Consider the following 12,086-nt stretch of genomic DNA (forward strand, 5'->3'; position numbering starts at 1 on the left):
TCGACAAGTGGCGTGCAACAAGACGGCGGGTATCGTTTCACGGAACTCCTGCACGGACTTCACGCCGACTTCACTTGTGTCGCGCACACTGCCTCTCGACAGCGGTTCGGCGCTGGTAGAGGCCAGGGAGAAAAAAACCGCTCAGGGAACCGCCTCGATGCCAACCGCTGTCACTCTTCAATAACCAGGCTTGCTCAACCAGCAAGCCCTCTAATCCAGTATCAGCCCCAGGAAGTCCCTGGAACGCTGGCTCGCAGCAGCGCCGAAGAAGTGATCGGGTGTCGCGTCCTCCACGATCACGCCGCCTTCCATGAAGATGATCCGGTCGGCGACATCCTTGGCAAATTTGGTCTCGTGCGTCACCACGAGCATCGTCATTCCCTTGTCGGCCAGATCGCGCATCACCTTCAACACCTCGCCGCGAAGTTCGGGATCAAGGGCAGATGTCGGCTCGTCGAAAAGAATCACCTCGGGGTTCATGGCCAGCGCGCGGGCAATGGCCACGCGCTGCTTTTGCCCACCCGACAGGCGCCCGGGATACTCGTTCGCCTTCTCGAGCAGTCCGACCTGGCCCAGCAGCTCGCGCCCGCGGGGCCGGGCTTCCGACTTCCTGATGCCTTGCACCGAGACCATGCCTTCGATCACGTTGTCGAGTGCGGTCATGTGCGCGAAGAGATTGAACGACTGGAACACCATGGCCGTCTTCTTCCTGATCTCGCGTATCTTGCGACGCGCCTCGCCCGAAGGCCTGGGGCCGGCGTCGGCGATCTCGATGCCGCACATGCGAATGCTTCCGCGATCGGGCATCTCCAGGAAGTTCAGCGAACGGATCAGCGTGGTCTTGCCGGAGCCGGAGGGCCCCATGAGCACCACGACTTCGCCGCGCGCGACCGTGAAGTCGATGTGTTGGAGGACCTGGTTCGAGCCGAAGCTCTTCGCAAGGCCGCGAACCTGGACAGGAGAGTTGGACGCGTCGTTCATGCGTAGCGCTTCGAGAGGTGGTTTTCGAGCCAGGTCTGCAGGATGGTGAGGATCTGGTTGATGAACCAGTAGATGGCGCCGACGATCAGGAACATCTCCATGTACCGGAAGGTCGTCGCTCCCATCTGTTCTGCCACGCGCGTGAGTTCCACGACAGTGACTGTCGACGCCAGCGATGTGTCTTTCATCAGGCCGATGAGCCGGCTTCCCAGCGTCGGCAATGCAATGCGAAAAGCTTGCGGCAGCACGATGCGCAGCAGCGTCTTCCAGTAGCCCATGCCCATCGCCCATGCGGCCTCCCACTGGCCCTTGTCGACCGCCATGATCCCGGAGCGGAAGTTCTCGCTCAGGTAGGCGGCGGCAAACAGGGTCAGGGCCAGCAACGCCGAGGGAACGGGCGAAATCACGATGCCGTAGCTGGGAAGTCCGAAGTAGATCAGCAGGATCTGGATCAGCAGCGGCGTGCCGCGAAACACCGACACGTACGAAAACGCGAACCAGCGCAGCGGACGGAACGACGAGATTCGCGCCAGGGCGATCAGAAGCCCCAGCACGCATCCAAGAAAGAACGCCCCGAACCCGAGGCCGAGCGTGACCAGCACGGCCTTCTCGAGCAAGGGCTGCGCCCTGAGAAACAGATCCATCATCGTGGGCTCCCCGGGTTCACTGCGCGGGCGCTTTGGTGCGGTGTGCGCTGTAGCCGGCGAGCGCTGCCCGCAGGTCGGCGATCAGCTCGTCCGTGTCTTCGAGTCCGATCGACAGGCGAACCACCGGCTGGTCGGTGACCGGAAACACGCGATCGGCTTGCAGCGGTGCGGGGTAGTACGCCGCGAGGCTGTGCACGCCACCCCAGCTCGCGCCGATGGCGAAGCGTTGGAGCGCATCGAAGAAACCATTGAACGCAGCTTCGGGGGCGGGTTTGAGGATCAGGGAGAACAGGCAGCCGTTGGTGCGGAAGTCCCGCTTCCACAGGGCGTGCCCGGGGTCCGACTCGAGCGGCGGATACAGAAGCCGCTCAACGGCAGGCTGTGTTTGGAGCCACTGGGCAATGCGCAGCGTCGACGCGCTCTGCGCGGCCACCCGGAGCTTCAGCGTCTCCAGGCCACGCAGCACAAGGAAGCAGTCGTCCGGACTCACCTGCTGACCGAGGATGCTTTGCGTCTCGCGCAGAACCTCGTAGTGGGCATAGTCGTTCGTGCTGATGCTGCCCATCAGCAGGTCGGAATGCCCGCCCATGAACTTGGTCGCCGCCTCGATGCTGAAGTCCACACCGTGCGCCAGTGGGCGAAACCCCAGCGGGCTCGCCCAGGTGTTGTCCATCATGGTGAGCACACCGCGGCGCCTGGCCACGGCCGCGATGGCGGGCGTGTCCTGCATTTCCATGGTGACCGTGCCGGGCGACTCCATGCAGATCATTCGTGTGTTGGGCCGGATCAGCGTCTCGATTTCCGCGCCGATGGCAGGCGCGTAGAACTCGACATCGACGTTCATGCCGGCCAGCCATTTCTGCGCGAAGGTCTTCAGCGCCCCGTAGCAGGCGGCCGACACCAGCAGGTGATCGCCGCCCCGCACGAAGCCCATGACGGTGGTCATCAGCGCCGACTGGCCAGAGGGCGTCACGACGCAGTGCTTGCCGCCCTCGAGGTCGGCAATCCTGCGCTCCAGTCCGCGCGCCGTCGGCGTGCCGGTGATGCCGTAGCTGAAGCCGTCGGGCTGGCGGCCCTTGCGGTTGACGAAATCGTTGAAGGTGTTGAAAACCACCGTCGATCCGCGCATCACGGGCGGCGACAGGCTCTCGAAGTCCGCATTAGTTTGATCTATAGATTGCATTTAAGCTATTCGTTCAGGTTAGGCATGGCGATCGGATGCAGCGAAGTATTCGCCTTCCTGCCTATAGTCTCAACAGCCTGGAAGACTCGCTCAATAAGCAGAGGTTATGGATGGAAAAGCGTGACATCGAGGTTTTCCGTGCGGTGATGCGCGCAGGCACGACGAGCCGGGCAGCCAATCTGCTGGGGGTGTCGCAGCCCGCCGTGAGCCAGTCGTTGCGCAAGTTCGAAGTCGCCTGCGAGTTGCGCTTGTTCGAGCGGGTCCGTGGCCGGCTAGTCCCGACGCAGGAAGCCCTCGCGCTGATGGTCGAGGTCGACCGCTACTTCACCGGCCTCGAAATGATCGAGCACCGCATTCGCAGCCTCAAGTCCTTCGGCCTGGGGCGCCTGGCCATCGGGTCGCTGCCGGCACTGGGCACCGGCTTCATGCCACGCGCAATTGCCGCGTTCGGCCTGCATGAGCGGCAGATCCAGTTGTCGTTCCAGGTGATGAGCTCGCGCGAGGTCTACCAGCAGGTGTCGGCTGGCCAGCTCGACTTCGGCCTGATGGCCGAGGAGCTGTCCGTCGCCGGCCTGGAACATTCGCAGTTCGCCGCCGTCTCGGGCGTCATCGTGATGAACGCCCAGCATCCGCTGGCACGCAAGAAGGTGCTCGATGCCGACGACCTGGCCGCTTATCCGTTCATCGCGCTCAATCCGGAGGACGTGGGACGGCGCGCGCTCGAACAGGCCCTCGCCGCCGAAGGCAAGACCTTGCGGCCGCTGATCGAAACCCCGTACTCGAATTCGGTCTGCGAATTCGCGCTGCAAGGCGTCGGCATGGGCATGGCCCATCCCGTGATGGCGCTCGACTACGTGGCGCGTGGCCTGCTGTTGAAGCCGACCACCTTCGACGTTCCCTCCACGTCGCTGCTGGTCTTTCGCCCGGGAACGCCGCTGTCGGACAACGCCAAGGAGTTGCTGCGCGTCATGCGCATCCAGCTGGACGCCGACATGAAGCGCGTGCGTGAAGCGCTCGGACAGAAGCTGCCCAGACGCTGACGGCGCGCGGGCGGCTGCATAAGCTGTGCTTATCGAGTAACTACGAACAGCGGATTGTGGCAATACGGTGACGCCGACAAGATCGGCGCATTCACCCACTTCCATCGTCAGGACAGCGTTCATGAATCGAGCACCTCTTCGCCAGTCCCTCATTCGCGGCCTCGTTGCCGCGTGCGCATGGGGCGCGGTCCTCGCCGCGCCCGCAGCCTGGGCGCAGCCGGGCGACACCCTGGCCCACGCGCGGTCCGCTGGCGTGATCCGCATCGCCAACACGCAGGCGAGCCCACCGTGGAGCATGCTGGACGACAAGAACCAGCCCGCCGGCTACGACGTTGAAGTGGCCAGGGAAGTGGCCAGGCGCATCGGTGTCGCCAAGGTCGAGTTCGTGGCCGACCAGTTCAAGAATTTTGTCGAAGGACTCAAGGCCGGCAAGTACGAGCTGGTGATGAACGACCTCACGCCGACCGTGGAACGGGAAAAGCAGGTCGACTTCAGCGCGGCCTATGGCCTGGAAGACTTTCGCATCTTCGTGCGCGCCGCCAACAGCGACATCAAGGACCGTCCGGACCTGAAAGGCAAACGCGTCGGCGTGACCGCGGGCACGAGCAACGAATCGTGGTCGCGCGCGACTCTCCTGGGCTCGGAGATCGTCACCTACGACAACGGCGGTCTGGTTTTCAACGACCTGGCCATCGGCCGCATCGACGCAGTCATCAGCTCCCACTTCGGCGGCATGAAGTACGCCACGGTGAACAAGCTGCCCATCAAGGAGGTGGGCTCCATCCTCACCTACCAGTTGTCGGCCGCAGCCATGGCGAAGAACCAGCCCGCACTGCGCGAGGCCGTGAGCAAGGCGGTGAAAGACATGCACGCCGACGGCACGATCGACCGGCTGTCGAACCGATTGCTCGGTGTGAGCTACCAGATGTCGGTTGAAGTCGCCAAGGCAGAAAAGCAATAAGGCGGCCTTCAGAACAGGTAACTGAAATGATCAAGAGACGAGACTTCATCCACGCCGTGGGCATCGGGGCCGGTGCCCTGCCGATCCTTGGCTTCTCTGCCAACGCCAGGCTCCGAATCGGTGTGATCGGCGCGGGCATCATCGGTGCGTCGATTGCCGCCAGCCTGGCGGAAGCGGGCGCGGATGTCGTGGTGTTCGAAAAGCAGGAGCCGGCCTCGGGGGCGACGAAGGCCTCTCTTGCCTGGATCAATCCCAGCACGGTCAACACGCACTACCGGGATCTGCGCCTTCAGAGCATGCAGGAATGGAAGCGCCTGGATGCGAAGTTGGGGCTGGGTGTGATCTGGGGTGGATCGGTCAGTTGGACGGACAGCGAAGAGAAGGCGAAGGACCTGAACAAGCGGGGAAACGCGCTTCAGGATACCGGGGCGCAGCCGAAGCACCTGACAGAAAACGAGATCGCCGCACTCTGCCCGTACCTGGCGCCAGGCGAAACAAGAGCCGGCTTCTACCTACCCCACGATGGGCACATCGACCCCGTCGCAGTGACGAACAGGATCCTCGCCTACGCGAAGAGGAAGGGGGTGAAGCTGGTCTACCCGTGTTCCGTGGAAGCCCTTGTCATGGAGGGCTCTCGCGTGAAGGGAGTCAAGACCACCAAGGGCGCGTATGCCCTGGACTACGTGGTTTCAGCCTGCGGTGTAGACACGCCCGGCATGTTGGCCAGGGTTGGCCTGGACATCAAGATGCAGACGGCGCCCGGGCTGAAGATTCACACGAAGCCGATAGCGCCGGTGACGAAGATGGTCTACGATTTTTCCAGCGCACTGGAATTCAAGCAGATGCCCAATGGCGAGGCCGTGGCCATCTATGTGGGCGGCCCGCCGAAGACGCCGGTTCATGAGCCGGTCTATGCAGGAATACTCAAGAGCCATCCGACGGCGGAGTTGGCGAACATGCACGCACAAAGCCTGAAGTTGAAGGTCGCGAAGTATTGGCCGGGCTTGCGCGACGCAGAGATCAAGAGCGTGACGGTCGGCTTCCGGCCGATGCCGATGGATGGCCTCCCGATGATCGGGAACGTGCCCGGCGTCGACGGCATGTACGTCGTTGCGACGCACAGCGGAATCACGCTCGCCCCCATCATCGGGAAGTACGCGGCGCAAGAAATCGTGGGAAGAGCCAGCATCGATATTCTTGGGAAATACCGGCCGGACAGGTTCGTATGAATTGCACGGCTGTGTTGATGTTCGCCATCGACTTGCTTTCTTCGCCATGACCCAGGCACCACTTCGTATCGCGGTCGTCGGGGCCGGCATCATCGGCCTGTCGGTCGCCAGATCGCTCTCGCTGCTGAACGCGCAGGTGTCGATCTTCGAGCGCACGCACCTGGGTGCAGGCACCAGCAGCAAGACGTTCGCGTGGATCAATTCGAACGGCAAGAATCCCGACAGCTACCACGCGCTCAACTGCGCAGGCATGCGCGAGCACGTGGCCCTTCAGGAATCGGAGCAGGCCGAAGCCCGCTGGCTGGATGTGTGCGGCACCTACGAATGGGCCGCCGACCTGCTGCAGCAGGAGCGGCTTGGCGCGCGGGCACTCGGGCTGCAGGCGCGCGACTATCCTGCGGCGCGCATTTCTCGCACCGCATTGCAGGGCCGGATTCCCGAGCTGCGCATCCATCCGCGCAGCGGAGACATCTGGCATTTCCCATCTGAAGCGGTGCTCTGCCCGTCCCTGCTTCTCGCACGCCTGTGGTCGGAAGCCCGCCAGCACGGGGCCACCCTGCATGAGGGCGTCGATGTGCTGGACATCGACGAGCGGCCCGACGGCGTGACGCTTCAACTCTCCGAAGGGAAACCATGGAGCGGTGCCCATGTGGTCCTCGCGACCGGCAGATGGACACCGGCACTGACCGCCAGCCTCGGTGTCACGCTGGCCATGATCGACGCGAACCAGCCCAACAAGCGGGCATGTGGATTCCTCGGGCTGACCGCTGCGCTGTACGTTCGCTTGCGTGCCAATCTCATCACGCCGGAGATGAATTTCCGCCCGGACGGCGGCGGCAGGCTGCTGCTGCAGACGCCTGACCTCGACGACCGGGCAGACCCGGCCTACCAGGCGTCGACGGACGGGCTCATCGGGCAGGAAATGCTGGCGCGGCTGCGGCGCACGTTTCACAACACCGCGCACGCACGGCTCGACAACCTGTCGGTGGGCCAGCGCTCGCGGCCCGCGGACGGGTTGCCCGCCGTGGGATTCATCACCCCGCGGCAACGCGCCTACGTGGTCGCAACCCACAGCGGCATGACCCTGGGACCGATGCTGGGACGCCTGGTCGCCCAGGAACTCGTGGAAGAAAAGCGCGATGCCCTGCTGAAGGACTACCCACCCGACCGCTTGCTCAACAAGTCAGTGAGCGACTTCGCGCCCATCGCCACGCTGCACTACCCCGCCGCGCAGTAGCAGCGATTGGACGACCATCTCGGGCAGCCCGTGATATGAATGTGCCGATCTTCGTGACACCCGAGCGCGCCAGGCTGGTCGCGTTCAGCGAGCCGGTCTGGGCGCTCGGAGATGGGTTCCTCGTGGCCCGGGGCAATCCCAAGGCGCTGACAGGCTACAAGGCGCTCGCTGCGCGCAGCGATGCGCGGTTGGGCGTTGTCGGCGGCACCATACAGATCGATGCCGCAACGTCCTCTGGAGCGACTGACAGCCAGATCGTGCTGTTCAATGATCAGCCTTCGGCGGTGGCAGCGCTCTTGTCTGGAAAGGTCGACGCCTATGCCGCCACGGCCGTGGGCAACCGCGCGCTCGCCGCTGCCAACAAGCCGCTTGAGGCCGTTGCACATGAGAAGAGCCCCGATGGACGCATCCCTGCAGGAGGCTTCTCCTTCAACAAGGAAAACCGCGATCTGGTGCAGGCGGTGAACAAGCAACTTCGTGCGTACCTCGGAACGGCCGACCATCGCGCGCGAATGGCAAAGTACGGTATCGAGGCCAGCGAGATCGATGGTGTGGTCACAAGCCAGTCAGCTTAGGTTCGGCCTTGAACATCATGAACATCGAAAGGAACAAATGAAAAGATCCTACAAAGTGGTTGATGTGTTCACCTCCAGGCCTTTCATGGGCAATCCCGTCGCGGTGATTCTCGACGCCGAAGGGATCGACACCCAGGAGATGCAAGCCATTGCCGGGTGGACCAACCTCTCCGAGACGACCTTCGTGCTTCCCCCGTCGTCGCGGGATGCGGACTATCGCCTGCGGATATTCACGCCCCGCAGTGAGCTGCCGTTTGCGGGTCATCCAACACTTGGGAGTGCCCATGCCATCCTTGAAGCCGGACGCGCGACACCTCGTGACAACGGTCGGCTGGTCCAGGAGTGCGGCATGGGCCTGGTCGCGTTGACCGTCTCGGACATTGGTAAAGAGCGTCGCCTGAGCTTCGAGCTGCCGCCGGCGCGGATCGCCGCTTTGCGGGATGCGGACCTGAACGATCTGGAAGCCGCTGTCGGACGCAGACTGAAGGTGAAGGTCGAGCCGGGCATCGTGACCGTAGGTCCGATCTGGATCATTGCGCAGCTCGAGGATGCGGACGCAGTGATCGGTCTGCGTCCGGATCTCGCGAGGCTGGCTGAACTGGAGCGTCGCCTGGGCGTCACCGGGCTCACGGTGTTCGGCCCGCACCCGTCCGGAGATGCCGCGATAGAAGTGCGTACCTTCGCCCCCTCTTCCGGCGTGAATGAAGACCCCGTGTGCGGGAGCGGCAATGGCAGCGTGGCCGCGTTCCTGTGGGCGCGAGGCCTGCTGCCTTCCGGCGGCAAGGATTACGTCGCCACCCAGGGGCGCTGCGTGGGCCGCAATGGCCGCATCGCAGTGAATGTCGATTCGAAGGGCGGCGTTTTCATCGGTGGTTCCTGCGTGACGTGCATCGATGGTTCGATGCTGGGCTAGATCCGCCAAGGACCGCATGTATTAGTTCTCAACCCTCAGTCGGTCGCTGATATAGGTTGCCGGAGGCTTTCCGAATGCCTTCTTGAACATCGTGATGAAGGCAGAAGGAGACTCGTACCCCAGGTCATAGGCCACCTGTTGGACAGTCGCTCCACCGGACAACTCCCGAAGCGCCACGATCATGTGCAGTTGCCGACGCCAGCGGCCGAAGCTCAGGCCGGTCTGTGCAGTGCACAGCCGGTTCAAGGTCCGCTCGCTGGTGGCGAGTTCGTGGGCCCAGTCGCTCAGCGTTCTGCGATCGGAAGGGTCCAGCGTGATGGCCTGCGAGATTCTTCGAAGCCGCGCATCCTGGGGCATCGGCAGGAAAAGTTCCTCGGCAGGCATGGTGCAAAGCTGGTCCAGCAACACATGCGCCAGCCGATCCGTCGCGCTGCCCGGCTCGTAGGTGGGTGGAAGGCCCGCCAGGTACTGGATCATCTCGCTGAGCATCGGGCTGAGCCGCAGCGTGCAGCATCTCGCGGGCAAGGCGGCCGCGCCCGGCGCAATGAACAGGAAGAAAAGAACGGCATTCGCCGTGCTGCGATTGCTGTGCGGCGTTCCTCCCGGAATCCACACGCCCGCTTGCGGCGGAACCATCCAGAGCGCACCCGGCACGTCGCAAGTCACGGCGCCACGCAGCGCGATCACGAGTTGCCCCGACTCGTGCTGGTGGATCGGAATTTCGTGCTCCCGCGCCTGGACATCCACGCGAAGCGCCACGACCGGCACCGAGGGCTTGTAGTCGAAATCTTGCCGGCCGAACACTGGGCGTTGCATGGTCTCCGAAATGGATCGTTGGTGCGCGTGCGAACCCGCGGCCCGCACATTCGCGTTAGTTTATTTGCACAGGCCAGCCGCTTGCCGCCCTCCTCTTTCTTGCCTCGCTGACTCCAACTTCACGATGGCCGAAAAGAGAAATCATTCGGCCAGGAATGCAATTCCCGATGCGTGCACCGGTGCCTAGCATGGGCGCATGAAATCGATTCGCAACAGGGAAAGCGACGGCTCGGCGAAGTCGTCGTGCCATCCCGGCAACGCCGCATGATGGCGCTGCCTCGTTTCTCGCGCCAGGAACTGCTTTTCTCCCTCAAGAGCTTCACGGCCGCGATGCTCGCGCTGTACGTGGCCAGCCGGGCCGGCCTGCCCCGCCCCTTCTGGGCCTTCATGACCGCGTACATCGTGGCCCACCCTCTGGCCGGCAACGTGCGCTCGAAGGCGCTCTATCGGTTCGGGGGCACCTTGCTGGGGTGCGCAGCCACGGTCGTGCTGGTCCCGTCGCTGTCTGCATCGCCGGAACTGCTCTCCTTGGCCTTGGCACTTTGGACGGGCATCTGCCTTTACTGTTCGATGCTGGACCGAAGCGCACGCTCCTACGTCTTCATGCTGGCTGGCTACTCGGCCGCGATCATCGGCTTTCCTTTGGTGGAAGCGCCCGCGGCGATGTTCGACACGGCCGTGGCGCGGGTGGAGGAGATCGGGTTGGGCATCCTGTGCGCCACTCTGGTCCACAGCATCGTGCTGCCGCAAGGCCTGGGGCCCTCCCTGCTCGGGGTGATGGATCGCGCACTCGGCGACGCGCGCCGATGGCTGGGCGACCTGCTGGGCGATGGCCCCGGCGATGCGGGCAGCGAGCGCATCGCCGCCGACCGCCAACGGCTGGCGCTGGAGATCACTCAACTGCGCCTGTTGTCCACCCATGTGCCCTTCGACACCGGCAACCTGCGCTGGACGGCGGGCGCCATCCGCACCATGCAGGACCGCATCGCCGCGCTCACGCCCACGCTGTCGGCGGTGGAGGACCGGCTCGAAGCACTGGCGGCCACCACGGGTGCGGTGCCCGACGACATCGCCTCGGCCCTTGCGCGGCACACCGGCTGGCTCGATCCACAGGCGCCAGGCGCAGCGATGGAAGAAACCCGCGCCGCCTTTCTCGCCCTGGCGGACGGACCGGCGGCTTCACCGTGGACGCGTGCACTGCGCGTCGACCTGGCTACCCGTCTCGACGAGCTGGTTGCCGGCTGGCGCGCATGCATGGCGCTGCGCGGCGACATCGACGTCGGCCTGGCCGGAGGCGCAATGCCGCCGCGGCGTACCGCGGCGCTCGGCCAACGGGTGCTCCACCTGGACAGAGGGCTCGCGTTGCGCTCGGCGATCACTGCCGTGCTGGCCACCTGCACATGCTGTGCGTTCTGGATTGCCACGGCCTGGCCCTCGGGGTCGGCCGCGGCCATGTCGACAGCCGTCTTCTGCAGCTTCTTCGCCACCATGGACAACCCGGTGCCGGCCATGCACAAGTTCATCGTCGCCTTGCTGTGGTCATTGCCGGTGTCCGTGTTCTGCGTGCTGGCAGTGATACCGCTGGCACGCGACTTCGGCATGCTGGCGCTGTGCATCGCGCCGTTCTTCGTGGTGGTTGGCTGCTACATGGCGCGGCCGGCCAGTTCACTGGCGGCCATGGGCATGTTCTTCGGCGTGGCCGGAACGCTCGCCTTGCACGACACCGCCAATGCCGACCTGGTGAGCGTCATCACATCGAACCTCGCCCTGTTCGTGGGGGCTCTGGTCGCAGCCCGCGTGACCGCCCTCGTGCGCAGCGTCGGGAGCGACTGGAGTGCCCGGCGCATACGGCGTGCGACCTGGCGCGATCTGGCCGAGCTGGCGACTCGTCCGCAGGACGCGTCCGCCCGCGACGCCTACGCGGGCCGGATGCTGGACCGGATCTCGTTGCTGGCGCCGCGAACGGCGCCTGGCGACGGCAAGGAAGCCCAGGCCACTGCCCGGCAAACACAGAGCGAACTGCGCATGGGTGCGGACATCGTTGCCTTGCAGCAGCAGCGCCGACGCCTTCCGGCCGAGCCCCTCAACCGCCTCTTGACGGAATTGGCCAGGGTCTTCCACGCCCAGGTGGCGGGCACGCCAGCGAGCCATGCGCTGCTGTTGCCACAAATCGATCGGCTGCTTCTCGACGCCCTCGATGGCGACGGCGGCCGCCCGGCCATCGCCGCCCTTGTGGGTCTTCGGCGCAATCTTTTTCCAACGGCTCCGACCGGACTCCACCCATGATCGACATGAGTTTTCACGGCGTGTACCTGCCGTGGCTGTTGCCGCTGGCAGGCGGCGCGCTGGCATGTTCCTGGGCGGTGCGCCGCCTGCTGGCTCTGGCCGGTGTCTATCGGTGGGTATGGCACCCCGCACTGTTCGACCTGGCGCTGTACGTCCTGCTGCTCTACGCCCTGGTCCGTCTCACCGGCGCCCTCGCCACCTGATTTCCGATCTCCGCA

Annotated in this window: 12 protein-coding genes; 8 read left to right on the forward strand and 4 right to left on the reverse strand. The window is 64.5% G+C overall.

Annotation, left to right across the window (positions count from 1 at the left end; genetic code table 11):
• Window positions 1-210: 210 nt before the first annotated feature.
• From H7F35_RS05995 to metC, 3 genes are read right to left on the reverse strand one after another with little or no spacing between them, the layout of a single operon-like run.
• Window positions 211-981 carry an amino acid ABC transporter ATP-binding protein gene (locus H7F35_RS05995; protein ID WP_187112027.1) on the reverse strand — a complete coding sequence of 257 codons (771 nt, stop codon included), beginning with the start codon at window positions 979-981 and terminating at the stop codon, window positions 211-213.
• A complete protein-coding gene (locus H7F35_RS06000; protein WP_187112028.1) occupies window positions 978-1,628 on the reverse strand; it encodes an amino acid ABC transporter permease in 651 nt (216 codons plus the stop codon). The genes H7F35_RS05995 and H7F35_RS06000 overlap by 4 nt, the downstream gene beginning before the upstream one ends.
• Window positions 1,629-1,644: 16 nt before the next feature.
• On the reverse strand, window positions 1,645-2,811 hold the full coding sequence (gene metC, locus H7F35_RS06005; protein ID WP_187112029.1) for a cystathionine beta-lyase: 1,167 nt from the start codon (window positions 2,809-2,811) through the stop codon (window positions 1,645-1,647).
• 110 nt (window positions 2,812-2,921) lie between these two features.
• Here metC and H7F35_RS06010 point away from each other — a divergent pair, with 110 nt between their 5' ends.
• The 6 genes from H7F35_RS06010 (at window position 2,922) to H7F35_RS06035 (ending at window position 8,766) form a co-directional block, all read left to right on the forward strand.
• Window positions 2,922-3,851, forward strand: coding sequence for a LysR substrate-binding domain-containing protein (locus H7F35_RS06010; protein WP_187112030.1), 930 nt, complete (start codon window positions 2,922-2,924; stop codon window positions 3,849-3,851).
• A gap of 121 nt (window positions 3,852-3,972) precedes the next feature.
• The gene (locus H7F35_RS06015) at window positions 3,973-4,812 is read left to right on the forward strand and encodes a transporter substrate-binding domain-containing protein (RefSeq protein ID WP_187112031.1); all 840 of its coding nucleotides are present in this window, start codon (window positions 3,973-3,975) and stop codon (window positions 4,810-4,812) included.
• Window positions 4,813-4,838: 26 nt separating this feature from the next.
• Window positions 4,839-6,041 carry an NAD(P)/FAD-dependent oxidoreductase gene (locus tag H7F35_RS06020; protein WP_187112032.1) on the forward strand — a complete coding sequence of 401 codons (1,203 nt, stop codon included), beginning with the start codon at window positions 4,839-4,841 and terminating at the stop codon, window positions 6,039-6,041.
• A 46-nt stretch (window positions 6,042-6,087) separates the two neighbouring features.
• Window positions 6,088-7,278 carry an NAD(P)/FAD-dependent oxidoreductase gene (locus tag H7F35_RS06025; RefSeq protein ID WP_187112033.1) on the forward strand — a complete coding sequence of 397 codons (1,191 nt, stop codon included), beginning with the start codon at window positions 6,088-6,090 and terminating at the stop codon, window positions 7,276-7,278.
• Window positions 7,279-7,313: 35 nt separating this feature from the next.
• On the forward strand, window positions 7,314-7,853 hold the full coding sequence (locus H7F35_RS06030; protein WP_187112034.1) for a transporter substrate-binding domain-containing protein: 540 nt from the start codon (window positions 7,314-7,316) through the stop codon (window positions 7,851-7,853).
• Window positions 7,854-7,890: 37 nt separating this feature from the next.
• Window positions 7,891-8,766 (forward strand): PhzF family phenazine biosynthesis protein, encoded by an 876-nt coding sequence (locus H7F35_RS06035; RefSeq protein WP_187112035.1) that lies wholly within the window; start codon window positions 7,891-7,893, stop codon window positions 8,764-8,766.
• 21 nt (window positions 8,767-8,787) lie between these two features.
• Here H7F35_RS06035 and H7F35_RS06040 read toward each other — a convergent pair whose 3' ends face one another.
• Window positions 8,788-9,582 (reverse strand): AraC family transcriptional regulator, encoded by a 795-nt coding sequence (locus H7F35_RS06040; protein WP_187112036.1) that lies wholly within the window; start codon window positions 9,580-9,582, stop codon window positions 8,788-8,790.
• A gap of 264 nt (window positions 9,583-9,846) precedes the next feature.
• Between H7F35_RS06040 and H7F35_RS06045 the strand changes: the two genes are divergently transcribed.
• Together H7F35_RS06045 and H7F35_RS06050 are read left to right on the forward strand one after the other, a co-directional pair.
• Window positions 9,847-11,868, forward strand: a complete 2,022-nt coding sequence (locus H7F35_RS06045) for an FUSC family protein (RefSeq protein ID WP_187114167.1) — start codon at window positions 9,847-9,849, stop codon at window positions 11,866-11,868.
• The gene (locus tag H7F35_RS06050) at window positions 11,865-12,071 is read left to right on the forward strand and encodes a DUF1656 domain-containing protein (RefSeq protein ID WP_187112037.1); all 207 of its coding nucleotides are present in this window, start codon (window positions 11,865-11,867) and stop codon (window positions 12,069-12,071) included. The genes H7F35_RS06045 and H7F35_RS06050 overlap by 4 nt, the downstream gene beginning before the upstream one ends.
• The last annotated feature ends 15 nt before the right edge of the window (window positions 12,072-12,086 follow it).

Origin of the sequence: Variovorax sp. PAMC26660, assembly GCF_014302995.1 — a bacterium.
Classification (GTDB): domain Bacteria; phylum Pseudomonadota; class Gammaproteobacteria; order Burkholderiales; family Burkholderiaceae_C; genus Variovorax.